Origin of the sequence: Silanimonas lenta DSM 16282 (assembly GCF_000429065.1) — a bacterium.
Taxonomy (GTDB): Bacteria; Pseudomonadota; Gammaproteobacteria; order Xanthomonadales; family Xanthomonadaceae; genus Silanimonas; species Silanimonas lenta.
Map to the genome: position 1 here is coordinate 20638 of NZ_AUBD01000013.1, position 25173 is coordinate 45810.

The following is a 25173-nucleotide window of genomic DNA, read 5'->3' on the forward strand; positions in this document are numbered from 1 at the left end:
CTTACGCCGCCCTGCTGGCCTCGAGGAAGTCTTCGGCGAAGCGCTGCAGCACGCCGCCGGCCTCGTAGATGGCGACCTCCTCGTCGGAATCGAGGCGGCAGCGTACCGGCACCTCGGTGGTGCTGCCGTCCCTGCGGTGCACGACCAGGGTCAGCGTCGCCCCCGGCGTGCGGGGGCCGACGACATCGTAGGTCTCCGTGCCATCGAGGCCCAGCGTGAGGCGCGTGGTGCCGGGCAGGAACTCGCAGGGCAGCACGCCCATGCCGATCAGGTTGGTGCGGTGGATGCGCTCGAAGCCCTCGGCCACGATCGCCTCCACGCCGGCGAGGCGCACGCCCTTGGCCGCCCAGTCGCGCGAGCTGCCCTGGCCATAGTCGGCGCCGGCGATGATGATCAGCGGCTGGCCGCGCCCCATGTAGGTCTCGATGGCCTCCCACATGCGCATCACCGTGCCTTCCGGCTCCAGCCGGGCCAGCGAGCCCTTGCGCACCTTCCCGTCTGCATCGCGCACCATCTCGTTCTGCAGGGTGGGATTGGCGAAAGTGGCGCGCTGCGCCGTCAGGTGGTCGCCTCGGTGCGTGGCATAGGAATTGAAGTCCTCGGGCGGCAGGCCCATCTTCGCCAGGTACTCGCCGGCGGCGCTGTCGGGCAGGATGGCGTTCGAGGGCGAGAGATGGTCGGTGGTGATGTTGTCGCCGAGGATGGCGAGCGGGCGCAGGCCCGAGAGCGTGCGCGGCCGGGCCAGCGCGCCCTCCCAGTAGGGCGGGCGGCGGATGTAGGTGCTCTGCGGCCGCCAGTCGTAGAGCGGCTTCACCGCATCAACGTGCTCGACCGACGCCCTGAACATCGGCTCGTAGACGCGGCGGTACTGCTCGGGCTTCACCGACGCCTTCACGACCGCATCGATCTCGGCGTCCGTCGGCCACAGGTCCTTCAGCAGGATCGGCGTGCCGTCGGCGCGATGGCCCAGCGCGTCCTTCTCGATGTCGAAGCGGATGGTGCCGGCAATGGCATAGGCCACCACCAGCGGCGGCGAGGCGAGGAAGGCCTGCTTCGCATAGGGATGGATGCGGCCATCGAAGTTGCGGTTGCCAGAAAGCACGGCCACGGCATAGAGGTCGCGGTCGATGATCTCCTGCTGGATCTTCGGATCGAGCGCCCCGCTCATGCCATTGCAGGTGGTGCAGGCAAAGGCCACGATGCCGAAGCCCAGCCGCTCCAGCTCGGTCTTCAGCCCGGCCTCCTCGAGGTAGAGCGCCACCGCCTTCGAGCCGGGCGCCAGCGAACTCTTCACCCAGGGCTTGCGCACGAGGCCCAGCGCATTCGCCTTCTTCGCCAGCAGGCCGGCGGCGATGACGTTGCGCGGATTGCTGGTGTTGGTGCAGGAGGTGATGGCGGCGATGATCACCGCGCCATCGGGCATGAGCCCCTGCGCTTCCTGCTCGCGCACGGCAGCAAGGTTGCCGGCAATCCCCCTGGCGGCGAGGTCGGTGGTGGCCACCCGGGCATGCGGGTTCGAGGGGCCGGCCAGGCTGCGCACCACGGTGGAGAGATCGAAGTGCAGGGTGCGCTCGTACTCGGCGGTCTTCAGGTCGTCCGCCCACAGCCCGGCGGTCTTCGCATAGGCCTCGACCAGGGCCACCTGCTCGTCCGTGCGGCCGGTGAGGCGCAGGTAGTCGAGCGTATTGCCATCGATGAAGAACATCGCCGCGGTGGCGCCGTACTCCGGCGCCATGTTCGAAATCGTCGCGCGGTCGCCGATCGACAGCGCCGCCGCGCCTTCGCCACGGAACTCGAGATAGGCCCCCACCACCTTCGATCGGCGCAGGAACTCGGTGAGCGAGAGCACGATGTCGGTGGCGGTGATACCCGGCTGCGGCTTGCCCGCGAGCTCGACGGCGACGATCTCCGGCAGGCGCATCCACGAGGCACGCCCCAGCATCACGTTCTCGGCTTCGAGGCCGCCCACGCCGATGGCGATGACACCTAGCGCATCGACGTGCGGGGTGTGCGAATCGGTGCCGACGCAGGTATCCGGGTAGGCCACGCCGCGGCCCGCGGCATCACGCTCCACGCCGATCACCGGCGACATCTTCTCCAGATTGATCTGGTGCATGATGCCGTTGCCCGGCGGGATCACGTCGACGTTCTTGAACGCGCGCTTCGTCCACTCGATGAAGTGGAAGCGGTCCTCGTTGCGGCGGTCCTCGATGACGCGGTTCTTCTCGAAGGCCGCGGGATCGTCGCCGCCGCACTCCACTGCCAGCGAGTGATCGACGATCAGCTGCACTGGCACCACCGGGTTCACCTGTGCCGGGTCGCCCCCGCGCGCGGCGATGGCATCGCGCAGGCCGGCGAGATCGACCAGGGCCGTCTGGCCGAGGATGTCATGGCAGACCACCCGCGCCGGGAACCAGGGGAAATCGAGGTCACGGCGGCGCTCCACGAGTTGCCGCAGGTAGTCCGGCACACGCGCGGGCTCGGCCCGGCGGACGATGTTCTCGGCATGCACCCGGGCCGTGTAGGGCAGCCGCGCCCAGGCCCCGGGCTGCAGGGCCTCCACGGCCTCGCGGGCATCGAAGTAGTCGTAGGGGGTGCCGGGCAGCGGCTTGCGGTGGGCGGTGTTCATGGCGGGCGTCGGCCTTCGGGAACGCGGGCGTGAAGGCCGATTATCGGCGATCTGTCACTCCCCGCCCCATGCCTCACCGCCGGTTCAGCCGCGGGCTTGACGCCCCGCCTGGCAGCACGGAGAATGCGCGGTCCCCGTGGCTATGTAGCTCAGCCGGTTAGAGCACAGCACTCATAATGCTGGGGTCGGTGGTTCGAGCCCACCCATAGCCACCATCGGGAACCCCATCCAACCCCGCGATTCTGCGGGGTTTTTTGTGCCCGCAGTTCGGCCCGGCGACTCCAAAAGCCGTGCCCAGGACATCCACGCGCCCGCGAGGGGCGCGACGAGGCACGGCTCGCCGAACTGCTGGGCGGCCCGAAGGCCCCGAGGGACAGCACCTACCCGCTGGCGATCAGAACGATCGTCCGCGCCTTCGACCAGATGAGCTGCGAGAGGACGCGCCGGCCGAAACTTTCGCCCCCAACTTCGCTGTGGCCGACGTCGTTGGAGGGTGGATGAGCCCCACCGCCTGCGAGGAAGCCCTGATGACGCTGCACCCCCTGCTCTCCCTGCTCCATCGGCTGCTCGCTGCCGTCCGTATTGAGCGGCCCTGGCACCCCGGCTTGATCCAGGGCGGCCAAGGGCGGCTACCGAAGCGGATCAAGCGGCCTCGAAACCCGGTGAACCCGCCCGACACGCCACAGCGGATCGCCGCGTCGCGTGCAGTGCGACGGCTCTTCAAGACCCTGCATATCCCTATGCCGAAGGTCGCCCCGCGCACTGATCTGAAAGGAGATTCTGAGTGACCATCCCCTCGAACGAGGCCGACGATGCCGGCGGGATGTTCGAATACCCGCGCGACTGCGGGAACTGACAAGACATCCAAGCAGTTCAAGGACGAGTTCCAGCAGCAACAACCCGCATCAACCCAACGAGCCGTCCTCAACTAATCGGTGGTCTGAAAAAGGCCGGCAGGTCACGCCCGCGATGTGCTGGTGGCGAAGATCCCGAGCGCGCTCGTCGTGCAGGAGTTCTACGCGGTCGCCGCGATGGCCGGCGACCTCATCTGCATCGCGCCGCGATTGATGGCTATCCGGCACGGCTGGAAGGTGCCTGCCGCGCGCGGCGATTGAGACGCACGGGGGCTCAGACCTCGAACCGGTCCTGCTCCGGCATCGGGTAAGGATCGCGCCCCTCGCGCACCGGGCCTTTCATCACCCGCACCACCCAGCAGCCGATGGCGATGGTGAACACCATCGTCCAGTAGAAGACGACGGCGCCGGCAAGGGTGAACCAGGCGATCCACAGGCGCTTCTCCTCCTCGGCCGACGGGGCATCCGGCGCCAGGGCCGCGATCAGCAGGGCGATCAGCGCCGGCAGCACGCTGCCGCCGAGCAGGGCCCAGGGCCAGGCGCGGATGAGGCGGGCTTCGAGGCCGGGCTCGTTGCCCGGCGGTGGCGCGGCCATCGACACGCTCCTCAGTGCAATGCCGCCATTATGGACCCATGACCAGCCTCGGCCCCCTGCCCTTCACCGTCCTGATCCTGCTCGCCGCCTGGGGCGCGGGCACGGTGGCGGGGCGCTGGATGCTGCGCGGCCGGCCGGAGCCGAAGCCCGCAGTCGGCGGCGCCCTGTTCGATGCCGCCCTCGTGGGCCTGGTGGCGGCCCGCCTCGCCTTCATTGTGGCGTGGTGGCCGCAGTACGCCTCCGACCCCTGGGCGATGCTGCGCCCCGGCGACGGCGGCTATGTGCCGATGGCCGGCGTGCTGGCCGCCCTCGCCTTCGCCGGCTGGCGCGCCTGGCGGCGGCCGGAACTGCGTCGCCCGCTAACTGCGGGGCTCGGGACGGCCGCGCTGGCCTACGGCGCGCTCGCCTTCGGCCTGCAGCACTGGCAGTCCCGGGCCATCGGCCTCTCCGAGGCCGTGCTGACCACGCTCGACGGGCGCAGCACGCGCCTCGCGGCGCTCACGGGCAAGCCCATCGTGGTGAACCTGTGGGCCACCTGGTGCCCGCCCTGCCGGCGGGAGATGCCGGCGCTGGCGGCGGCGCAGGCCTGGTACGACGACGTGCACATCGTGTTCGCGAATCAGGGCGAGGACCCCGCCACCATCCAGCGCTACCTCGACGCCGCAGGGCTGGACCTCGAACTCGTGCTGGTCGACCGACTCTCGCGGCTTTCCGAAGACGCGGGCGCGCGCGGCCTGCCGACGACCCTGTTCTTCGACGCCACCGGGCGCCTGATCGACGTGCATGTGGGCGAGCTCACGCGTGCCGGCATCGCCGCACGCCTTGCCGGGTATTCCCAAAAACCGCCCATGCCGGCCCAGGCCGCAGCCGCTCCCGTGCGCTAGCGCTCCGGCAGGTTCCGGAACCTGCCACCGGCCCCGGGCCCCGCGGGCGCCCGTGGCAGAATACGCGCCTGCCCCGTCCGCCATTCCCATGCCTGTCGAGCTCACCCAGTCCTTCTACTTCGAGGCCGCGCACACCCTGCGCCGCTACGTCGAGGGCGAGAGCGAGGCCAGCCGGCGCATCCACGGCCACACCTACCACGCCGAGGTCACGCTGCGCGGCGAGCCCGACCCGGCCACCGGGATGGTGATGGATCTCGGCCTCGTGCGCCGCGAGCTCGCGGCCCTGCGCGAGCGCCTCGACCACCGCTTCCTCGACGAGGTGGAAGGCATCGGTCCTGCCACGCTGGAGAACCTCTGCGGCTTCATCGCCCGCGCGCTGGCCCCGGCCCTGCCGCTCCTGGTGCGGGTCTCGGTGTTCCGCCCGGCCTCGGGCGACCGCGCCACCCTGCACCTCGGCTAAAGGCGCGCCGCGCCGTCCGCGATCAGGCCCCGGGGAACCCCGGCGGCAGCGCCAGGTGGCGGGTGAGCGTGGCCGGATCGCCCCCCGGCGCATGCGGCAGACGGCCGAGGCAGGGCACTGGCAGCGCCGCCTTCAGGGCCTCGAAGTAGTCGTCGGGGAACAGCATGGTCGGCTCGACCTCGGAGGCGATCCAGCCCAGCACCGGAAAGCCGCGGGCCTGCACGGCCTCGAGGGTGAGCCGGGCATGGTTGATGCAGCCGAGCTTCAGGCCCACCACCAGCAGCACGGGCAGGCCCAGCGCACGCGGCAGCTCGCACTGGTCGAGGCCTTCGCGGATCGGCGCGAGGAAACCGCCCACGCCCTCCACCAGTACCACGTCGGCCTGCGCCGCAAGCTGCGCGAAGGCTGCCGCGATCGGCGGCAGCTCCACCTGCACGCCATCGAGGCGGGCGGCGATCTCCGGCGCCGTGGGCTCGCGCAGGGCGAAGGGATTGACGAGGGCATAGAGGGGGGAAGGATCGCTGGCGGCCCTGAGGGCCAGGGCGTCCTCGTTGCGCAGGCCCTCGGGCGTCGGCTCGCTGCCGCTCGCCACCGGCTTCATGCCCACGGCGCGCAGGCCGCGCTGGCGCAAGGCGTGCAGGAGCACGGTGCTGGCGAAGGTCTTGCCGGCGCCGGTGTCGGTGCCGGTCACGAAGAAGGCGCGTGTCATGACGGCATTGTCGCCCATGCTCCGGTGAACGCGATGGCGAAGCCGGCAAGGCTTGCCAAGCGCGGGTGCCGCCCCCATCGTGGCGCTCCCGGCCGCGCCGCGGCCTGCCCCTGGTTTTCCGCATGTCCTTCACCGCCACCGCCCTCACCGGCAGCAAGCCCGAGCAGTACGCCCAACTCGTCGAGCAGGCGCGGGCGCTGATGCACGGCGAGCGCGACCGCATCGCCAACGCCGCCAATCTCTCGGCCCTCGTCTACCACGCTCTGCCCGAGCTCAACTGGGTGGGCTTCTACTTCTTCGACGGCAGGGAGCTGGTGGTCGGCCCCTTCCAGGGCCTGCCGGCCTGCGTGCGCATCCCGCTCGGCAAGGGCGTGTGCGGCACCGCCGCCGCCACCCGCCAGACCCAGGTGGTGCCGGACGTGGACGCCTTCCCCGGTCACATCGCCTGCGACTCGGCCTCGCGCTCGGAGGTGGTGGTGCCGCTGTTCCTCGGCGAGACGCTCATCGGCGTGTTCGACATCGACAGCCCGGTGCCCGACCGCTTCGACGCCGACGACCAGCGCGGCCTCGAGGCGCTGGCGCGGGCCTTCCTCGACACGCTCTGACGCAGCGCTCAGCGCACCACGGCGTAGTCGCGGGCGTTTTCGTGCCAGCGCGGGGTGGCGCGGATGCGCGGCAGCACCGCATCCACCCGGTCGACGAGGGACCACATGGCGGCGTGCTCGGGGTTCATGAAGCGCTCGGCCACCACTTTCTCCATGAAGGCCTGCAGCCCTTCGTAGAACCCGTTCACGCTGAGCAGCACGATCGGGTTGAAGTACAGGCCGAGGCGCTTCAGGGTGATGGCCTCGAACAGTTCTTCCAGCGTGCCGCAGCCGCCGGGCAGGGCCACCACCGCATCGCTGCCGGTGAGCAGGCGGTGCTTGCGCTCGCGCATGTCCTCGACCAGCTCCAGCGTGGTGACGCCGGGGTGGCCCCATTCCAGCTCGACCATGAACTTCGGGATGATGCCGATGACCTCGCCGCCTTCGGCGAGGGCGCCGTCGGCCAGCGCCCCCATCAGCCCCTGCCCGCCGCCGCCATAGACCGTGGTGCAGCCGGCGCGCGCCAGGGTGGCGCCGAGCTCGCGGGCGGCGGCGAGATAGACGGGATCGACCCTGCCGCTCGAGGCGGCGTAGACACAGATGCGCATGCCGCCTATGGCAGCAGCCACGGAGCGGCGCGTCAACGCCGGCCGGCGCGAAGCGTGCGGTCCTCAGCGTTTGCGCAGGGCCGCCAGCACCCGCACCAGCGGGCGCACGGTGGCCGCCAGCTCGGCGAACAGCGGGCGCTCCGAGCGGCGGGCGCTGTCGGCCGCGCCGTCGTAGGCGAGCTCGCCGATGCGCACGTAGTACTCGCGCCCAACCCGCCGCCGCTCGGCCAGGCCGGGATAGAGGCCGGCGATCAGCAGGCTGCGGTCGCCCACCTCGCGCAGCTGCTCGGCCCGCAGCGTGCCCGCGCGCTCCAGGGCCGAGAGCCATTCGAGGGCCATCGTCCGCCCGGCCAGGGCGCCGTCGCGCAGATGCTGCATCAGCAGGAACACGAGATAGCTCTCGGTGGTTTCGGAAAGGCGCACGCCGGCGCTGTCCTCGCCTTCCGCCACCAGGCCCTGCCAGAGGGCCAGAGCGCTGCCCTGCTCGAACCGTGCCGCGACCATATACCACCTCCTCGCGTCCGCACGGCTCCACGCTAGCGCCACGGCGCGGCGGCCTTCAAGGCCGCTCGCGCCCCGGTCTGCGCCGTCCGTCCCGGAACGCGGGCAGGTGGCTCACTCCACCGTGACGGACTTCGCGAGATTGCGCGGCTTGTCCACGTCGGTGCCGCGGGCGAGCGCCGTGTGGTAGGCCAGCATCTGCACCGGGACGGCATGCACCACCGGCGAGAGCAGGCCGACATGGCGCGGGGTACGGATCACGTGCACGCCCTCCTCCTCGCCGAACTGGCTGTCGGCATCGGCGAACACGAACATCTCGCCGCCGCGCGCCCGCACTTCGTGGATGTTCGACTTCACCTTCTCGAGCAGGGCGTCGTTGGGGGCGATCACCACCACCGGCATCTCGCGGTCGACGAGGGCGAGCGGCCCGTGCTTCAGCTCGCCGGCGGCATAGGCCTCGGCGTGGATGTAGCTGATCTCCTTGAGCTTGAGCGCGCCTTCGAGGGCGATCGGGAAGTGCAGGCCGCGGCCAAGGAACAGCGCATGCTGCTTCGGCGCGAACCTCTCGGCCCAGGCGGCGATCTGCGGCTCGAGGTTGAGCGCGTGCTGCACGCTGCCCGGCAGATGGCGCAGCGCCTCGACGTGAAGCGCCTCGTCCTCCGCCGTGAGCCGGCCACGGGCCTTGGCGATCACCAGGGCCAGGGCGAACAGGGCCACGAGCTGGGTGGTGAAGGCCTTGGTCGAGGCCACGCCGATCTCGGCCCCGGCGCGGGTGAGGAACTGCATCGCCGAGAGCCGGGGGATCGCGCTTTCCGCCACGTTGCAGATCGAGAGGGTGCGGTGGTGGCCCTCGGCGATGGCGTACTTCAGCGCCTCGAAGGTATCGAGGGTTTCGCCCGACTGCGAGATGGTGACGACGAGGGTGCCCGGGTTCGCCACGATCGGGCGGTAGCGGTACTCGCTGGCGATGTCCACCGCACAGGGCACGCCGGCGAGCGCCTCGATCCAGTAACGGGCCACCAGCCCGGCATAGTGGCTGGTGCCGCAGGCGAGGATCTGCACGCCGGTGAGGCCCGCCAGCAGTTCGGAACCCCGCGGACCGAACAGGGCCGGCGAGAAACCGGTCTCGAGGATCGGCTCGAGCGTATCGGCGATGGCACGCGGCTGCTCGTGGATCTCCTTCTGCATGAAGTGGCGGTAGGGGCCCAGCTCCAGCGAGGCCAGCGACACGCCGGAGACCTGCTCGGCGCGCTGCACGGCGGCGCCCGTGGCGTCGAACACGGCGAGGCCATCGCGCCGCACCTCGGCCACGTCACCCTCCTCGAGATAGACCACCCGGCGCGTCTGCGCCACCACGGCAGACACATCGGAAGCGACGAAGGCCTCGCCCTCGCCAAGGCCCACCAGCAGCGGGCAGCCCATGCGCGCCACCACCAGCCGCGAGGGATCGGACCTGGCGATGATGGCAAGCGCATAGGCGCCACGCAGTTCGCGCACGGCGCGCTGGGTGGCGGACAGGAGGTCGCCGGTCTCGCGCAGGTGGTGGCAGACCAGATGGGCCACCACCTCGGTGTCGGTCTGCGAGCTGAACCCGTAGCCCAGGGCCTTCAGGCGCTCGCGCTGCTCCTCGTGGTTCTCGATGATGCCGTTGTGCACCAGCGCGAGCTCGCCCTCGCTGATGTGCGGATGCGCATTGGCTTCGGTGACGCCGCCATGGGTGGCCCAGCGGGTGTGGCCGATGCCAAGCCCCGCCGCCAGCCCCTCGGCGCTGGCGGCGGCCTCCATCTCGGCCACCCGGCCGGTGCGCCGCACGCGCTTCAGCTCGCCATCCAGCACGGCCACGCCGGCCGAGTCGTAGCCGCGGTACTCGAGCCGCTTCAGTCCATCGATGAGCACCGGCACGACATCACGGCCGGCGATCGCTCCAACGATTCCGCACATCCAGTCTGCTCCATGGGGATTGGGGGGAGATCGCCTAGTGTAACGGCGGAAGCCCTCCCCGCCCTGCCACGGCGCCGGCCAGAGCGGGCAGTTTCCGGGCAGGGCCTCAGGGGGTCGCCCAGCGTCGCAGCAGGTTCTGGTAGACGTGCACCAGCCGGCCGATGGCGGGGTCGTCCGCCGGCCGGCCCACCGACAGGGCCTGGATCCCCTGGTCGAGATCGAACAGCAGGGCCCGCGCCGAGGCATCGGCCACCGCGCTCTGGATCCAGGTGATGGCGCAGACCCGTTCGCCGGCCGTCACCGGCGTCACCCGGTGCAGGCTGGACGACGGGTAGAGCACCATGTCGCCGGCAGCGAGCTTCACTGCCTGCGCGCCGAAGCTGGTCTCGATCTCCAGTTCGCCGCCCTCGTACTCCTCGGGAGGGGAAAGGAACAGGGTGGCGGAAAGATCGCTGCGCAGCGAGCGCTCGGCCCCGGGCAGCAGCATCAGCGCCGCATCGCTGTGCAGGCCGTAGTGCCCGCCATCGCGGTAGGCATTGAATACCGGCGGCCAGATGCGCTCGGCCAGCGAGGCCGAGACGAACAGCGGCAGGCGCCCCAGCCGGGCAAGCAGGGCCTGGCCCAGCTCGCGGCCCACCGGGTCCTCGCGCTCGACCTGGAGGTTCTGCTTCACGGCCACGGCCCGGGTCCCGGCGGTGGCGCGCCCGTCCACCCAGCGGGCCGCGCGCAGACGCTGGCGGAAATGGGCGACTTCATCGGCGCTGAGCACCTGTTCGATCACGGTGAGCATGCAGACGGCTCCGGAAAGGCGGGAACGAGGCAGGCCCGGTCGATGTCGGCCAGCCTGGGACAACCGGCAAGCGCCAGGGTGAGTTCGAGGTCCTCGCGCAGCAGGCGCAGCACATGGGCCACGCCCAGGGCCCCGGCCACGGCCAGGCCATGGGCCAGGGGGCGGCCGAGCAGCACCGCATCGGCGCCGAGAGCCAGCGCCTTGAACACATCACCCCCGGAGCGGAGGCCGCCATCGAGCAGCAGCGGGAGATCCGGGCCGACGGCGTCGCGGATCAGCGGCAGCCGGTCGAGTGCCGCCGGCGCGCTTTCCAGCGCCCGCCCGCCATGGTTGGACACCACGAGGCCATCGCAGCCGAGTTCGACGAGACGCCGGGCATCTCCCGGGTGCAGCACGCCCTTGACGAGCAGGGGCAGCGCGGTCATGGCTCGCAGCCAGGCAATGTCCTGCGGCCCCGGGGCATAGCGCATCATGCCGCGCAGGATCGCGCTCTCGCCCGGCGGCACCACGACCGGCGCCTGTGGCAGGAAGCCCTCCACATTCACCGCCCGCACGTCCTCCGGCAGGGCGAAGCCGGCCCGCAGCGCCGCCCGGCTGGCCGGCTTCACCGGCACGTCGAGGGTGAGCACGATGGCCTCGCAGCCCGCCTCCTCGGCCGCCCGCAGCAGGGCCAGGGTCTGGGAACGCTCGGGCTGCCAGTAGAGCTGGAACCAGCAGGGCCCGGCCGCCGCCGCGGCGATGTCGGCGATCCGGCAGGAGGCGAAGCTGCTGATGAGGAAGGGCGTGTCGAGCGCTCCCCGCGCCGCCTCGCATTCGCCCTCCGGATGCAAGAGCCGCTGGTAGCCGATCGGCGCGCACAGGACGGGATGCGCGAGCTCGCGCCCGAACAGGCGACGGCGGGTATGCCCCGCCGTCGTATCGACGAGCAGCCGCGGCAGGATGGCGTGGCGGGCGAAGGCCTCGCGGTTCGCCCGCAAGGCCTGCCCGTCACCGCTGCCCCCCTCGAGCCAGGCCAGCACCGGCGGTGCCAGGAATTCCGGGGCGAGGCGGGCGTAGTCCTCCAGCGCCACCACGTCCGCCGGCAGGGCGGAAAGCGGTGGCCGGCGCCGCGTCGGAGGCATGGCTCAGAACTTCCCGCTCAGGGTGAGGCGGAGGGTGCGGCCATCACCGAGGTAGGCAAAGCCGCCGCTGCGGTAGCCGGCGAGGTAGTACTGCTTGTCACCGAGGTTGAGGCCATTGAGCCTGAGCGAGAGCCGTTCGTTGATGGCGTACTCGGCAAAGGCGCCGAACACCGTATGCGAGGGGATGCGGATGTTGGGTCGGCCGAAATTGGGTCCCGGCTGGCCGTTGATGATGGTGGTATTGATCGCCGCCGCCGCATCGGGCTGGCCGGCGTACATCTCGCTCTGGTACGTGGCATTGGCGCCCAGACTGAAGCGCTCGGTCCAGCGGTAGCGCAGCTGGGCATCGAACGAGCGCTCGGCGAAGTTCGACAGCGGCTTGCCGACGTTCGTCGCCCCCAGCGCCCGCTGCTGGGCGGTGAAGTTGCTGTCGCTGGATTCCAGCACCTCGGAGTCCATCAGCGTGGCCGAGAGCTGGCCACTCAGGCGCTCGGTGAAATTGCCGGTGGCGCCGAGCTCGATGCCGCGCACCCGGTGCTTGCCGCCATTGAGCTGGCCGCCATTGGCCACATAGCTGTTCACCCCGCCCTCGAACAGGTCGCTCTTCACCGTCTCGAACACCGCCGCCGTGAGCAGCAGCTGGTCGTCGAACAGGTTCCACTTGGTGCCAAGCTCGAGATTGCGCGAGCGCTCCGGCTCGCCCTGGAACACCAGCTCGCCGCTCACCGGGTCGATGACCGTGCAAAGGCCGCCATAGCCGCAGTTGGTCCCGACATCGGACTCCCCGCCATTGATGTCGGCGCCGGTGGCCCAGGCAAGGTAGACGATGCCGTTCCGGTGTGGCTTGGCAGTGAGGCTGGCGTTGTAGCCGCGGATCACGTCGCTGCTGGCGTAATCGCCGGTCACCGCTCCCGTGCTGCCATTGCGGGTGACGAGGCGGAAATCGTAGTCATCGAAGCGCAGGCCGCCAGCCAGGCTGAGCCAGGGAGTCAGTTCGACCGAGTCCATCAGGTAGCCGGCCACGGTCTTCACGTTCCAGGACGTGGTGGGGATGCCGTTCCGGACGATGTCGCGGCGGCCGACGAGGCGATCGAAGTCCACCAGCCGGTTGCCGCGGCCATCGGTGACGCACCAGGCATTCGGCACCGAGCCCGTGCCCATCACGCAGTTGAAGGGGCCGCTGGCGGTGAAGCCATAGCCTCCGGTGGTGCCGGCGCCGTGCCGGCCGTCCACATCGTAGTCGGTGTACTCGATGCCGGCCACCAGGGTGTGCCGCAGGGCGCCAGTCTCGAACTCGGCGACGAGGTTCAGGCGGTCGGCAAGATAGTCGATGTCCTGCCAGCCGCTGCGGGTATTGCTGATGCGGTAGTCCACCGCCCCCGGGGCCACCGGGTCATTGGCGCCGCGGGTGAAGCGCGCGCCCTGGCTGACGAGGTAGCCGCCCTCGGTACGGCCCCAGCGGGCGATGTTCTCCAGCCGCAGGGCATCGCTCACCCGCCACTGGAAGCGCAGGCTGAGGATGTCGACATCGCCGTCCTGGAAATCCTCCTTCTGGGCATAGGGCGGGATGTCGCGGAAGGGCTGGCCGCCGGCATCGAGGCCGGCGATGGCCTGGCCGAGATCGGTACGGTCGCGTCCGCTCACCCGGTAGTAGTCGGCCAGCAGGCTGACCGCCTCGCCGAGATCGGCGCGCCCGGCCAGGGCAAGGCCGTAGCGCTCGCGCTTCGCCGGGGCGCGGTCGGGCACGTCCTCGCGGGTGTAGAGCAGGTTGGCGCGCAGGGCCAGGGTCTCGGAGAGCTTGAAGTTGCTGTCCAGGGTGCTGCGGACGTGGTTCTGGGTGCCGGCGCCGATCTCGAGGTTGTGGAAGTCGTATTCGGTGCTGGCCTGCTTGCTGATCGCATTCACCGAGCCGCCGGAGGCTCCGCGGCCGGCGAAGGTGGCGCTCGGCCCCTTGGTGATCTCGATCTGCTCCACGGCGAAGCTCTCGCGGGCCTGCAGGCCGGGATCGCGCAGGCCGTCGACGAAGATGTCGCTGCGCGCCTCCTGGCCGCGGATGATGTAGCGGTCGCCGAACTGGTTGCCGCCCTCGCCGGTGCCCAGGGTAATGCCGGGCTGGGCGTCGAGGATGGCGCGGAAATCGGCGCGGCCGGAATCCTTCAGCTGCCGCTCGGTGATCACGGTGAGGGTGGCCGGCGTCTCCGCCAGCGGCAGCACCCGGCGCGCATCGCCGGAGATCCGCGCCTTGTAGGGCGCGCCCTCGCTGGCATAGGGATTGACGTCGGCGGCCCGGCCCTCGATGCGCAGGGTGTCGAGTTCCACCTCCTCCTCGTCCGCGGCCTCGGGCGCAGGCGCGGCGATGGCGAGGGTGGCGGTGGACAGGCCGACGGCCAGCAGGGTGCGGCGCAGGGTGGCGGGCCGCCGGAGCGGGGAAGACGGACGGGACATGCAGACTCCTTGGGGGGTCAATCGGTGGTGAGGGAGTAATCGATCGGCAACGAGAGCGTCAGGCGGTCGCGATCGAGGGAACGCGGGATGCGCGGCAGGGGCGATACCCGCTTGAGCAGGGCGAGCGTGGCTTCGTCGAGCAGCGCGTGGCCGCTGCCCTGCTTGATCTCGGCAAACAGCACATTGCCGTCGCGGTCGATGCCGAAGCGCACCACCACCACGCCCTGCTGCCGGGCCTGGCGGGCTTCGACCGGGTATTCCTTGCGCCGGTTGAGATGGGCGCTGAGATGCGCGAAGTAGTCCCGCTCGCGGCGCGAGAGGCGCGCCCCGGCCGGCCGCTGCCGCGCCGCCGCGCCGGCAGAGAGCGCCTCGGCCTCCGTTACGCCCGTCGCCGCCGCGGCAAGGAGGGCCTCAGTCTCCGTCGCGTCCGCCGCATCGGCCCCGGAGGCGGGGGGCTCCGGCAGCGGCGCGACCTCGGCCTGCGGCAGCGCGACCGGCGTCGGGGGCAGGGCTTCGGACGGAGCCGCAGGAGGAAGCGGAGGCGAGAGCGGCTGCGCCGGCGGCGCGGCCGCGCGCGTCCGCACCGGGGGAGGCGGCTCCGCCGCGGGCGCGGGCGCCGGCCGGACCACGGCATCGGTGTCGGTCCCGGCCTCGAAGGGCAGCAGCTCCACCGTCATGGGCGCCGGCAGCACCGGCCGCGGCGCCGGGGGCGATTCCTGCAGCAGCCAGGCCAGCACCGCCGCATGCAGGACGAAGGCCACGACGCCGCCGGCGGCCCAGGGACCGCGACCATGGAACAGCCGCTCCATCAGCGCGCCTTCCCGGCCTCCAGGCCTACCAGAGCCACCCGCGTGTAGCCGGCTTCACGCAGGGCGTCCATGGCGGCCATCAGGCGCTCGTAGGGCACCGTGCGGTCGGCGCCGAGATGGATGCGCGCCCCGGTATCGCCGCCCGTGGCTTCGCGCAGCGCCGCGGCAAGCCGGGCATCGTCCAGCGCCCGCCCGCCCAGCCGCCAGCCGCCTTCGCGCGGCAGCGTCAGCACTACCACCGGCTCCGGGCGCGGCGCAGGCGCCGCCCTCGAGGCCGGCAGGTCCACGTCCAGTTCCACCGTGGACAGTGGCGCGGCCACCATGAAGATGATCAGCAGCACCAGCATCACGTCGATGAAGGGCGTCACGTTCATCTCGTGCGCCAGCGCGAGCTCCTCGCGGTCGGAGGCAAGCCTGAGGGCCATGGCTCAGGCTCCGAGCCGGCCGCGGGAGAGTTCGCGCGAGACGAGGCGCAGCAGCGCCGCCGCCGCGTCGCCCAGCTCGCCGCGAAGCGCGGCGATGCGACGGGCGAAATGGTTGTAGATCACGACGGCAGGGATGGCGGCAGCCAGGCCAAGGGCCGTGGCGAGCAGGGCCTCGGCGATGCCCGGGGCGACCACGGCGAGGTTGGTGGTCTGCTCGCGGGCGATGCCGACGAAGCTGTTCATGATTCCCCACACCGTGCCGAACAGGCCGACGAAGGGGGCCGTGGCGCCGATCGTGCCGATGAGGGCGACGCTACGGCCCATCCGCCGCGCCAGCGCGGCCTCGCGGCGGTCGAAGCGCGAGACCAGGCGCTCTTTCAGCCCCTCGCGGTCGCCCAGCGCCCCCTCGGAGAGCGCCAGCTCCGCCCGCAGTTCGGCGATCAGCCCCGCCGGGTCCTGCTCGCTGGCGAGTTCGGCGAGCGAGCCCGTCGCCTCGAAGCGTCCAGCCAGGGCCCGCAGCCGGGTTCCCACCCGCCGGAGTTCGATGCTCTTGGCGACGAGGGCCGCCCAGGTGAGCAGGGAGGCGAGCAGCAGGCCCAGCATCACCGCCTTCACCACCCAGTCGGCCTGCTGGTACATGGCCCACGGCGTCAGGGCGGGGGGCCGCCCGTCGGCGGCCATGGCGAGGGCGGGAAGCCCGGCGAGCAGCGCCACCGGGAACAGGAGCACGGGCCGGAACGCCCGGAAAGACACACGCAGCATCGACATCCTTCCAGCAGCCCGAAGGGGCCGTGAAGGCGGCGACGATAGAGTGTTGCGAATCTAAATGCAAGTGATTCGCATCAGATTCTCATTCACTCACTCCCGCTTCACCGGCCGCTGCCAGCCGGGAATGCTCACCTGCCGGCCCCGGGCCACCGTGAGCTGGCCTTCCGGGGCGTCCTTGGTCACCACCGAGCCGGCACCGATGGTCGCCATCGCGCCGATGCTCACCGGCGCCACCAGCGAGCTGTTGCTGCCGATGAAAGCGCCGTCGCCGATCGTGGTCACCCACTTGTTCACGCCGTCGTAGTTGCAGGTGATGGTGCCGGCGCCGATGTTCACCCCGGCCCCCACCCGCGCATCGCCGAGGTAGCTCAGGTGGTTGGCCTTGCTGCCCTTCCCCATCGTGGCCTGCTTCGTCTCGACGAAGTTGCCGATGTGCACGCCCTCGGCCAGCTGCGTGCCCGGCCGCAGGCGGGCGAAGGGGCCAATGCGGCAGTCCGCCTCCGCCACCACCCCCTCGAGGTCACTGTGCGCCGCCACGACCGTGCCGGCGCCGAGCACCACGTCCTTGAGCCGGCAGAAAGGCCCGATGCGCACGCCCTCGCCCAGCACCACCCGGCCCTCCAGCACCACGTCCACGTCGATGCGCACGCCCGGTCCCACCTCCACGCTGCCGCGCTGGTCGAAGCGCGCAGGATCGGCGAACTGCACCCCCTGCTCCGCCAGATGCCTGGCGCAACGCCGCTGGTAGGCGCGCTCGAGCTGGGCGAGCTGCCAGGGATCGTTGGCCCCTTCCACCTCGCCGGCATCCGCGACCGGAACCGCCGTGGCCGGCCGTCCCTCCGCCGCGGCCATGGCGAAGATGTCGGTGAGGTAGTACTCGCGCTGGGCATTCTCGTTGCGCAGGTTCGCCAGCCAGCGCTTCAGCGCCGCGCCTTCGGCCGCGACGAGGCCGGTATTGATCGTCCGGACGGCGCGCTGCTCCGGCGTGGCGTCCTTCTGCTCGACGATGGCCTGCACGCGGCCCTGCCCATCGACCAGCACCCGGCCGTAGCCGGTGGGATCGGGAAGCTCGGCCACCAGCACGGCGAGTGCACCCTCCGCAGCCACCAGCGGCCGCAGCGACTCGGCGCGCACCAGCGGCACGTCGCCATAGAGCACCAGCACCCGCGCCTCGTCGGGCAGGCCCGGCGCCGCCTGCTGCACGGCATGGCCGGTGCCGAGGCGCTCGGACTGCTCCACCCATACCAGGTCGGCATCGGCCTGGAAGGCCGCGCGCACCGCCTCGCCGCCGTGGCCATGGACGACATGGATGCGCGCCGCGCCGAGGGCGCGGGCGGTGTCCAGCACATGGCCGAGCATGGGCCGGCCGGCCACTGGCTGCAGTACCTTCGGCAAAGGCGACTTCATCCGCTTGCCCTCGCCGGCGGCGAGGACGACGACATGCAGGGGGGCGGGAATCGTGGGGCTCATCCGGGAGCATCCTCGTGGGGGTGGGTGATTCTAGGCCGGCCACAACGAAAACGCCGGCCCCAGGGCCGGCGTCGTCGCGGATCGGCAGTGGCCTTGCGGCCCGGCGGTTTTAGTGCTTGAGGTTCTTGCGCAGGCGCTCCAGCGCCTGCAGCTGGGCCATGGCCTCGGCCAGCTTGGCCTGGGCCTCGGCCACGCTCATCGCCTCGCTGCGGTTGGCGAGGATGCGCTCGGCCTCCTCCTTGGCCTTGCGCACCACGGCCTCGTCGAGGTCATCGGCGCGCACCACGGTATCGGCCAGCACGGTCACCACCTGCGGCTGCACCTCGAGGATGCCGCCCGAGACGTAGAAGTCGAGCTTCTCGCCGTTCGGCTGGGTGACGATGACCTTGCCCGGCTTGATCCGGGTGATGAGCGGGGCGTGGCGCGGCGCGATGCCGAGCTCGCCCAGCTCGCCGGTGGCCACGACCAGCGTCGCGTCGCCGTGGAAGATCTCCTTCTCGGCGCTGACGATGTCGCAGCGGATGGTCGTGCTCATGTCGGTGCTCCGGTCGGGCTGCCGGCCGTCAGGCCGCGATCTTCTTGGCCTTCTCGAAGGCCTCGTCGATGCCGCCCACCATATAGAAGGCCTGCTCCGGCAGGTGGTCGCACTCGCCGTCCACGATCATCTTGAAGCCGCGGATGGTTTCCTTGAGCGACACGTACTTGCCCGGCGAGCCAGTGAACACCTCGGCCACGTGGAAGGGCTGCGAGAAGAAGCGCTCGGCCTTGCGGGCGCGCGCCACCACCAGCTTGTCCTCTTCCGAGAGCTCGTCCATGCCGAGGATGGCGATGATGTCCTTGAGTTCCTTGTACTTCTGCAGGGTGGCCTGCACCTTGCGCGCGGTCTCGTAGTGCTCCACGCCGATCACGTTCGGGTCGAGCTGGCGCGAGGTCGAGTCCAGCGGGTCCACCGCCGGGTAGATGCCGAGCGAGGCGATCTGGCGCGACAGCACCACGGTGGCGTCGAGGTGGGCGAAGGTGGTGGCCGGCGAGGGGTCGGTCAGGTCGTCGGCGGGCACGTACACGGCCTGGATCGAGGTGATCGAGCCGGTCTTGGTCGAGGTGATGCGCTCCTGCAGCACGCCCATCTCCTCGGCCAGCGTCGGCTGGTAGCCCACCGCCGAGGGCATGCGGCCGAGCAGCGCCGACACTTCGGTACCGGCCAGGGTGTAGCGGTAGATGTTGTCGACGAAGAACAGGATGTCGCGGCCCTTGCCGGTGGCAGGATCGATGTCGTCGCGGAAGTACTCCGCCATGGTGAGACCGGTGAGCGCCACGCGCAGGCGGTTGCCCGGCGGCTCGTTCATCTGGCCGTACACCATCGCCACCTTGTCGAGGACGTTGGAGTCCTTCATCTCGTGGTAGAAGTCGTTGCCCTCGCGGGTACGCTCGCCCACGCCGGCGAACACCGACAGGCCCGAGTGCTGCTTGGCGATGTTGTTGATGAGCTCCATCATGTTGACGGTCTTGCCCACGCCGGCGCCGCCGAACAGGCCCACCTTGCCGCCCTTGGCGAAGGGGCACATCAGGTCGATCACCTTGATGCCGGTCTCCAGCAGCTCGGTCGCCGAGCTCTGGTCGGCGTAGGCCGGGGCCGGGCGGTGGATCTCCCAGTGGGTGTCGGCGGCGATCGGGCCGGCCTCGTCGATGGCATTGCCGAGCACGTCCATGATGCGGCCGAGGGTGGCGCGGCCCACCGGCACCGAGATCGCCTTGCCGGTGTTCTCGGCCACGAGGCCGCGCTTCAGGCCGTCGGTCGAGCCGAGCGCAATGGTGCGCACCACGCCATCGCCGAGCTGCTGCTGCACTTCCAGCGTGATGTCGGTGCCCTGGACCTTCAGGGCGTCGTACACCTTCGGCACCTGGTCACGCGGGAATTCGACGTCCACGACGGCGCCGATGATCTGAACAACTTTGCCCTGGCTCATGGTGGGGTTCCTCGAATGGATGCTGTAGAGGGCGCGCCGCGATCAGACAGCCGCGGCGCCGCCGACGATTTCGGAGATTTCCTGGGTGATCGCCGCCTGGCGGGCCTTGTTGTAGACCAGATTCAGGGTGCCGATCAGCTTGGTGGCGTTGTCCGAGGCCGCCTTCATCGCGACCATGCGCGCGGCATGCTCGGAGGCGAGGTTCTCGAGCACCGCCTGGTACACCAGCGACTCGACGTAGCGGGTCATCACCTCGTCGAGCACGGTCTGGGCGTCGGGCTCGTAGAGGTAGTCCCAGTCGTGCTTGGCCTCGAGCGCCTCGGAGGGCGGCAGCGGCAGGAGCTGCGAGACCGTGGGCTTCTGCGACATCGTGTTGACGAAGTCGTTGTAGCAGAGGTTCACGCGGTCGATCCGGCCCTCGGTGAAGCCGTCGATCATCACCTTCACCACGCCGATCAGCTGCTCGACGGTGGGGCTCTCGCCAAGGTGGGTCACCGAGGCCAGCATCCCGACCTTGAGCCGGCGGAAGAAGGTGGCGGCCTTCTGGCCCACGCACACCACGTCCACCTCCACACCCCTGCCCTGCCACTCGCGCATGTCGGCGAGGATGCGGCGGAACAGCTGCGAGTTCAGGCCGCCGCACAGGCCGCGGTCGGTGGAGATGATGACGTAGCCCACGCGCTTCACTTCCGCGCGCGTGGCCATGAACGGATGCACGTAGTCGGCGTTCGCCTGGGCGATGTGACCGATCACCTGCTTCATCAGGCGCGCATACGGACGCGAGGACTTCATCTTGTCCTGCGCCTTGCGGATCTTCGAGGCCGAGACCATCTCGAGCGCGCGCGTCACCTTGCGGGTGTTCTGCACGCTCTTGATCTTGGTTTTGATTTCGCGACCGCCTGCCATGGTGTCCTCCGGCCAGGGCGCCGCGCGCCCCGGCCCATCAATGCCTTAGTAGCTGCCCGTCGACTTGAACTCGGTGATCAGGGCCTTGAACTGGGCCTCGATCTCCTTGTCCCACGCGCCGGTCTGGACGATCTTGTCCATCAGCGCGCCCTGGGTGTTGGCGGCGTGCGCGTGCAGACCGGCCTCGAAGGCGCCGATCTTGGCCAGCGGCACGTCGTCCATGTAGCCCTCGTTGACGGCGTAGATCGACAGGGCCATCTGCGCGATCGACATCGGCGCGTACTGCTTCTGCTTCATCAGCTCGGTCACGCGCTGGCCGCGCTCGAGCTGCTTGCGGGTGGCCTCGTCGAGATCCGAGGCGAACTGGGCGAAGGCCGCCAGCTCTCGGTACTGCGCCAGCGAGATGCGGATGCCGCCCGAGAGCTTCTTCATGATCGTGGTCTGCGCCGCGCCACCGACGCGCGAGACCGAGATGCCGGCGTTCACCGCCGGGCGGATGCCGGCGTTGAACAGGTCGGTCTCGAGGAAGATCTGGCCGTCAGTGATCGAGATCACGTTGGTCGGCACGAAGGCCGAGACGTCGCCGGCCTGGGTCTCGATGATCGGCAGCGCGGTGAGCGAGCCGGTCTTGCCCTTCACGGCGCCGTTGGTGAACTTCTCGACATAGGCGGCCGAGACGCGGGCCGCACGCTCGAGCAGGCGCGAGTGCAGGTAGAACACGTCGCCCGGGTAGGCTTCGCGACCCGGCGGGCGGCGCAGCAGCAGCGAGATCTGGCGGTAGGCCACGGCCTGCTTCGACAGGTCGTCATAGACGATCAGCGCATCCTCGCCGCGGTCCATGAAGTACTCGCCCATGGCGCAGCCGGCATACGGAGCGATGTACTGCATCGCCGCCGATTCCGAGGCCGAGGCGGCGACGACCGTGGTGTAGGCCATCGCGCCGTTCTCCTCGAGCTTGCGCACGATGTTGGCGATGGTCGAGTTCTTCTGCCCGATCGCCACGTAGACGCACTTGATGCCCGAATTCTTCTGGTTGATGATCGCGTCGATCGCCAGCGCGGTCTTGCCGGTCTGGCGGTCGCCGATGATCAGCTCGCGCTGGCCGCGGCCGATCGGGATCATGCTGTCGACCGACTTGTAACCGGTCTGCACCGGCTGGCTCACCGACTGGCGCCAGATCACACCCGGGGCCACGCGCTCCACCGGCGAGGTCAGGGAGGCGTTCACCGGGCCCTTGCCGTCGATCGGCTCGCCCAGCGCGTTCACCACGCGGCCGAGCAGCTCGGGACCGACCGGCACCTCGAGGATGCGACCGGTGGTCTTGGCCACCGCGCCCTCGCGCAGGTGCTCGTAGTCACCCAGCACCACCGCGCCGACCGAGTCGCGCTCGAGGTTCAGGGCCAGGGCGAAGGTGTTGCCCGGCAGCTCGATCATCTCGCCCTGCATCACGTCGGCGAGGCCGTGGATGCGGACGATGCCGTCCGACACCGAGGTGACGGTGCCTTCATTGCGGGCCTCGGCCGAGAGCTTGGCCTTCTCGACGCGCTGCTTGATGAGTTCGCTGATTTCCGACGGGTTGAGCGTCTGCATTGGGGTGCCTCGTTGCCGGCGCGTGGCCGGTTAGGGGAATGGGAAGACTTAGTGCGTGAGCGCGGTTTCGAGGCGCGCGAGCTTGCTGCGGATGGAGCCGTCGATCACCACGTCGCCGGCGTCGATCACCGCGCCGCCGATGAGCTCCGGGTCCACCGCCAGCTCGAGGGCCACGTCGGCGTCGAAGCGGCGGCGCAGGGCCTGCTCGATCTTGGCCTTCTCCTCGTCCGAGAGCGGCGCCGCCGAGGTCACCTTCGCCCGCACCACGCGCTCCGCCTCGGCCCGCAGCTGCTCGTACTGGCCGGCGATCTCCGGCAGCAGGGCGATGCGGTCGTTCTCGGCGAGCACGTCGAGGAACTGCAGGAAGGTGGCATCGCAGCCGGGCGGGGCGACGAGGCCGGCGGCCTCGGCGCGCTCCAGGCCCGGATGGGCCACGAGCGCGGCGATGCGCGGGTCGGCGGCGATCCGTGCCGACGTCGCCAGCGCGGCCGACCAGGCCGGCAGGGCGCCGGCTTGGCGGGCCAGCGCGAAGGCGGCGCGGGCGTAGGGGCGGGCGAGGGTCAGGGCCAGGCTCATGGGCGTTTCGTCAGATCTGGGCGGCCAGTTCGTCGATCAGGGCCGCATGGGCCTTGGCGTCGATCTCGCGGCGGATGAGCTTCTCGGCACCGGCCACGGCGATGGCGCCCACCTCGCGGCGGAGCGCTTCCTTGGCACGGAAGGCCGAAGCCTCGATCTCGGCCTCGGCCAGCGCCTTCTGGCGCTGCCCCTCGGCGATCGCCTCCTGCTTCGCGGCCTCGACGATCTGCGCGGCACGGGCCTCGGCCTGGGCGATGATCTCGTTGGCCTTCGCCCGGGCCTCCTTCAGCGCCTCGTTGACCTTCTCCTGCGCCTGCGCCAGGTCCTTCTGGCTGCGCTCGGCCGCGGCGAGGCCCTCGGCGATCTTCTTCTGGCGCTCCTCGATGGCCTGCAGCAGCGGCGGCCACACCGTCTTGGCGATCAGCCAAGTCAGCGCGGCGAACGCGATGGCCTGCGCAAACAGCGTGAGATTGATATTCATGGATTCGCTCTGGGAGAACAGACGCCCACCCCGTCAGGGGCCGGCATACAAGTCCGACGCTTCGAAGGCCGGCGCGGGAACGGCCCCACGCCGGCCCGGTCCCGGATCAGCCGGCCGCGAAGGCGGTGGCGAGCGGGTTGATGAAGGCGAACATGAGCGCCACGCCGACCGTGATGATGAAGGCGGCGTCGATCAGGCCGGCGGTGAGGAACATGCGGACCTGCAGCACCGGGATCAGCTCCGGCTGGCGGGCCGCCGACTCGAGGAACTTGCCAGCCATCAGGGCCATGCCGATACCGGCGCCGAGGGCGGCGAGGCCGACCATGATGCCGATGGCCAGCGCGGTCGAGGCCTGGACGTTCGCGAGGAGGGCGAGGGTTTCCATGGTGTTACTCCAAGTGACGAAGGTGGAAGGGAAAGGGAGGAAAACGGGTCGGCCGGGGCCGGGTGCAGCAGGGTCAGTGACCTTCTTCCATGAGGCTCAGGTAGACCACCGAAAGCATCATGAAGATGAAGGCCTGCAGCGGAATCACCAGCAGGTGGAACAGCATCCAGCCCAGGCCGAGCGCGCCCGAGGCCACCATGCCGAGCAGGCCGGCGCCGCCGAGGGCCCAGATCAGGAGGAAGAGCACTTCGCCGGCGAACATGTTGCCGAACAGACGCATGGCCAGCGACACCGGCTTGCTCAGGAGCTCGACGGCATTGAGCAGCAGGTTGAAGGGGAACATCCACTTGCCGAAGGGCGCGGTGAACAGCTCGTGGATCCAGCCGCCGAGCCCCTTGGCGCGCAGCGCGAACACGATCATCAGCAGGAACACCGACATGCTCAGGCCGAGCGTGGCGTTGAGATCGGCGGTGGGCACCGGCTTCCAGTAGCCGACGCCGAGGAACTCGAGCGGCTTGGCGATGAAATCGGCCGGCACCAGCTTCAGGCCGTTGAGCAGCAGGATCCAGCAGAACAGGGTGATGGCGATCGGGGTGACCAGCCGGCTCGGGCCGTGGTAGGCATCCTTCGCCTGCTTGTCGAGGAACTCGAGGACGAGCTCGACGAAGGCCTGCCACTTGCCCGGCACGCCAGCGGTGGCCTTGCGCGTGGCAAGCCAGAAGCCGAAGAGCATCAGCAGGCCGAGCACCACCGAGGTGGCGAGGGTATCGACGTGCAGGGTCCAGAAGGCGCTGCCCTCATCGACCTGGAACTTCAGGTTCTCGAGGTGGTGCTGGATGTAGCCCGCCGCCGTTTCGTTCTCACTTGCCATCGCCGACTCGTCGCCTCTTGAACGTCAATACCACCAGCACCATCGCCACCTGTCCCGCCAGCAGGCCGGCCAGCACCCACAGCGGATGCGCGCCGGGCCAGCGGATGGCCAGCAGCAGCAACGCGCCGACCAGCACCCACTTCGCCACCACGCCGAGGCCGAGCCCCAGAGCCGCGGCACCGGCGCTGGGCGCCACGCCCCTCAGGGCGATGCGCCCCGACACCAGCGTGCCGAGCAGCAGCGCGAGCCCTCCGGCGAGGAAGGACAGCGCCGCCGCCGGACCGGAAAGCGCGCCCGGAAGCAGGGCGCCCGCCGCCAGCACCACGATGGCCCGCCACCAGATCCGGGAGGACAGGGCGTAGAGGGCATCGGGGGAGAGCATGGCCGTGGAGTGACTCGCAAGTGGCTCCTGCCAAGACGCGGAAGTCTAGCATGCCCCCGGCCGCTGCCTCAACGGCCAGAAGCCTTCGGAGCTTCGCCGTTTGCTGTCGATGCGTGGGTGATGGCTGGCCGGGGCACTGGGGGCGGTTACGCTCCCGCTGATCCCGGGCACCCGAGCTGCCGACGGCCGGGGAGGACGCATCGGCCCTGGGCCCCTTGGGGTGCGTGTCGTCTGGTGTGGTTTTGGGGTGGTGCAAAGGAAAACCCCGCCCTTGTGGGGCGGGGTTTTGGTGTAAGGCCCTGGCGATGACCTACTCTCGCATGCGGCTGCACACTACCATCGGCGCGTGCGCGTTTCACTTCCGAGTTCGGGATGGGATCGGGTGGTTCCACGCAGCTATGTTCACCAGGGAGAGGGTGGAG

At 70.3% G+C, this 25173-nt stretch carries 27 protein-coding genes, 1 tRNA gene and 1 rRNA gene; 6 read left to right on the forward strand and 23 right to left on the reverse strand.

The window, feature by feature from the left end; translation table 11 throughout:
* Window position 1 precedes the first annotated feature (1 nt).
* Entirely contained in the window at window positions 2-2629 is a 2628-nt protein-coding gene (gene acnD, locus G408_RS0107670) for a Fe/S-dependent 2-methylisocitrate dehydratase AcnD (protein WP_028770624.1), read from the reverse strand.
* 138 nt (window positions 2630-2767) lie between these two features.
* Between acnD and G408_RS0107675 the strand changes: the two genes are divergently transcribed.
* From G408_RS0107675 to G408_RS15315, 3 genes are all read left to right on the forward strand, one after another.
* Window positions 2768-2844: transfer RNA gene (locus tag G408_RS0107675), tRNA-Met, on the forward strand.
* A gap of 282 nt (window positions 2845-3126) precedes the next feature.
* Window positions 3127-3417, forward strand: a complete 291-nt coding sequence (locus tag G408_RS15310) for a hypothetical protein (RefSeq protein ID WP_156890097.1) — start codon at window positions 3127-3129, stop codon at window positions 3415-3417.
* Between the two features lie 189 nt (window positions 3418-3606).
* Window positions 3607-3744, forward strand: a complete 138-nt coding sequence (locus G408_RS15315; RefSeq protein WP_156890098.1) for a hypothetical protein — start codon at window positions 3607-3609, stop codon at window positions 3742-3744.
* Between the two features lie 13 nt (window positions 3745-3757).
* Here G408_RS15315 and G408_RS13735 read toward each other — a convergent pair whose 3' ends face one another.
* Window positions 3758-4078: a hypothetical protein gene (locus tag G408_RS13735; protein ID WP_037412785.1), complete on the reverse strand. Its 321-nt coding sequence runs from the start codon at window positions 4076-4078 to the stop codon at window positions 3758-3760.
* Between the two features lie 38 nt (window positions 4079-4116).
* Between G408_RS13735 and G408_RS13740 the strand changes: the two genes are divergently transcribed.
* Both G408_RS13740 and G408_RS0107700 read left to right on the forward strand, forming a co-directional pair.
* Window positions 4117-4962 carry a TlpA disulfide reductase family protein gene (locus G408_RS13740; protein ID WP_037412787.1) on the forward strand — a complete coding sequence of 282 codons (846 nt, stop codon included), beginning with the start codon at window positions 4117-4119 and terminating at the stop codon, window positions 4960-4962.
* An 88-nt stretch (window positions 4963-5050) separates the two neighbouring features.
* Entirely contained in the window at window positions 5051-5422 is a 372-nt protein-coding gene (locus G408_RS0107700; protein WP_028770626.1) for a 6-pyruvoyl trahydropterin synthase family protein, read from the forward strand.
* A 22-nt stretch (window positions 5423-5444) separates the two neighbouring features.
* Here the strand turns inward: G408_RS0107700 and bioD are convergent, their stop codons facing one another.
* Window positions 5445-6131 carry a dethiobiotin synthase gene (bioD, locus tag G408_RS0107705; protein WP_245584287.1) on the reverse strand — a complete coding sequence of 229 codons (687 nt, stop codon included), beginning with the start codon at window positions 6129-6131 and terminating at the stop codon, window positions 5445-5447.
* Between the two features lie 122 nt (window positions 6132-6253).
* Between bioD and G408_RS0107715 the strand changes: the two genes are divergently transcribed.
* Window positions 6254-6736, forward strand: a complete 483-nt coding sequence (locus G408_RS0107715; RefSeq protein WP_028770647.1) for a GAF domain-containing protein — start codon at window positions 6254-6256, stop codon at window positions 6734-6736.
* Window positions 6737-6744: 8 nt separating this feature from the next.
* Here the strand turns inward: G408_RS0107715 and G408_RS0107720 are convergent, their stop codons facing one another.
* From G408_RS0107720 to rrf, 20 genes are all read right to left on the reverse strand, one after another.
* Window positions 6745-7344, reverse strand: a complete 600-nt coding sequence (locus G408_RS0107720; protein WP_245584288.1) for an LOG family protein — start codon at window positions 7342-7344, stop codon at window positions 6745-6747.
* A 42-nt stretch (window positions 7345-7386) separates the two neighbouring features.
* Window positions 7387-7827 carry a hypothetical protein gene (locus tag G408_RS0107725; protein WP_028770629.1) on the reverse strand — a complete coding sequence of 147 codons (441 nt, stop codon included), beginning with the start codon at window positions 7825-7827 and terminating at the stop codon, window positions 7387-7389.
* Window positions 7828-7938: 111 nt separating this feature from the next.
* Window positions 7939-9765, reverse strand: coding sequence for a glutamine--fructose-6-phosphate transaminase (isomerizing) (gene glmS, locus G408_RS0107730; protein ID WP_028770630.1), 1827 nt, complete (start codon window positions 9763-9765; stop codon window positions 7939-7941).
* A gap of 106 nt (window positions 9766-9871) precedes the next feature.
* Window positions 9872-10555 carry a Fe2+-dependent dioxygenase gene (locus G408_RS0107735; RefSeq protein ID WP_028770631.1) on the reverse strand — a complete coding sequence of 228 codons (684 nt, stop codon included), beginning with the start codon at window positions 10553-10555 and terminating at the stop codon, window positions 9872-9874.
* On the reverse strand, window positions 10543-11676 hold the full coding sequence (locus G408_RS0107740; RefSeq protein WP_028770632.1) for an alpha-hydroxy acid oxidase: 1134 nt from the start codon (window positions 11674-11676) through the stop codon (window positions 10543-10545). Before G408_RS0107740 ends, G408_RS0107735 begins: the two co-directional genes overlap by 13 nt.
* A gap of 3 nt (window positions 11677-11679) precedes the next feature.
* Window positions 11680-14121, reverse strand: a complete 2442-nt coding sequence (locus G408_RS0107745; RefSeq protein ID WP_028770633.1) for a TonB-dependent receptor — start codon at window positions 14119-14121, stop codon at window positions 11680-11682.
* Window positions 14122-14138: 17 nt separating this feature from the next.
* A complete protein-coding gene (locus G408_RS14795) occupies window positions 14139-14930 on the reverse strand; it encodes an energy transducer TonB (RefSeq protein ID WP_028770634.1) in 792 nt (263 codons plus the stop codon).
* The gene (locus tag G408_RS0107755) at window positions 14930-15355 is read right to left on the reverse strand and encodes a biopolymer transporter ExbD (RefSeq protein ID WP_028770635.1); all 426 of its coding nucleotides are present in this window, start codon (window positions 15353-15355) and stop codon (window positions 14930-14932) included. Before G408_RS0107755 ends, G408_RS14795 begins: the two co-directional genes overlap by 1 nt.
* Window positions 15356-15358: 3 nt before the next feature.
* Window positions 15359-16036, reverse strand: a complete 678-nt coding sequence (exbB, locus tag G408_RS0107760; protein ID WP_051282771.1) for a tonB-system energizer ExbB — start codon at window positions 16034-16036, stop codon at window positions 15359-15361.
* Window positions 16037-16213: 177 nt separating this feature from the next.
* Complete coding sequence (gene glmU / locus G408_RS0107765) at window positions 16214-17581, reverse strand: bifunctional UDP-N-acetylglucosamine diphosphorylase/glucosamine-1-phosphate N-acetyltransferase GlmU (protein ID WP_156890099.1); 1368 nt, start codon at window positions 17579-17581, stop codon at window positions 16214-16216.
* A gap of 121 nt (window positions 17582-17702) precedes the next feature.
* Window positions 17703-18128 carry a F0F1 ATP synthase subunit epsilon gene (locus tag G408_RS0107770; protein ID WP_028770638.1) on the reverse strand — a complete coding sequence of 142 codons (426 nt, stop codon included), beginning with the start codon at window positions 18126-18128 and terminating at the stop codon, window positions 17703-17705.
* 28 nt (window positions 18129-18156) lie between these two features.
* Window positions 18157-19560 carry a F0F1 ATP synthase subunit beta gene (atpD, locus tag G408_RS0107775; protein WP_028770639.1) on the reverse strand — a complete coding sequence of 468 codons (1404 nt, stop codon included), beginning with the start codon at window positions 19558-19560 and terminating at the stop codon, window positions 18157-18159.
* A gap of 42 nt (window positions 19561-19602) precedes the next feature.
* On the reverse strand, window positions 19603-20466 hold the full coding sequence (atpG, locus tag G408_RS0107780) for a F0F1 ATP synthase subunit gamma (RefSeq protein WP_028770640.1): 864 nt from the start codon (window positions 20464-20466) through the stop codon (window positions 19603-19605).
* Between the two features lie 45 nt (window positions 20467-20511).
* Window positions 20512-22056, reverse strand: coding sequence for a F0F1 ATP synthase subunit alpha (gene atpA / locus G408_RS0107785; RefSeq protein WP_028770641.1), 1545 nt, complete (start codon window positions 22054-22056; stop codon window positions 20512-20514).
* Window positions 22057-22104: 48 nt separating this feature from the next.
* Window positions 22105-22632: a F0F1 ATP synthase subunit delta gene (locus tag G408_RS0107790; RefSeq protein ID WP_028770642.1), complete on the reverse strand. Its 528-nt coding sequence runs from the start codon at window positions 22630-22632 to the stop codon at window positions 22105-22107.
* A gap of 10 nt (window positions 22633-22642) precedes the next feature.
* Window positions 22643-23113 (reverse strand): F0F1 ATP synthase subunit B, encoded by a 471-nt coding sequence (locus G408_RS0107795; protein WP_028770643.1) that lies wholly within the window; start codon window positions 23111-23113, stop codon window positions 22643-22645.
* A gap of 106 nt (window positions 23114-23219) precedes the next feature.
* The gene (gene atpE, locus G408_RS0107800) at window positions 23220-23498 is read right to left on the reverse strand and encodes a F0F1 ATP synthase subunit C (RefSeq protein ID WP_028770644.1); all 279 of its coding nucleotides are present in this window, start codon (window positions 23496-23498) and stop codon (window positions 23220-23222) included.
* A gap of 73 nt (window positions 23499-23571) precedes the next feature.
* Complete coding sequence (gene atpB / locus G408_RS0107805; RefSeq protein ID WP_028770645.1) at window positions 23572-24369, reverse strand: F0F1 ATP synthase subunit A; 798 nt, start codon at window positions 24367-24369, stop codon at window positions 23572-23574.
* Window positions 24359-24751 (reverse strand): ATP synthase subunit I, encoded by a 393-nt coding sequence (locus G408_RS0107810; protein ID WP_028770646.1) that lies wholly within the window; start codon window positions 24749-24751, stop codon window positions 24359-24361. Before G408_RS0107810 ends, atpB begins: the two co-directional genes overlap by 11 nt.
* A gap of 297 nt (window positions 24752-25048) precedes the next feature.
* Window positions 25049-25161, reverse strand: a 5S ribosomal RNA gene (gene rrf / locus G408_RS0107815).
* Between the last annotated feature and the right edge of the window lie 12 nt (window positions 25162-25173).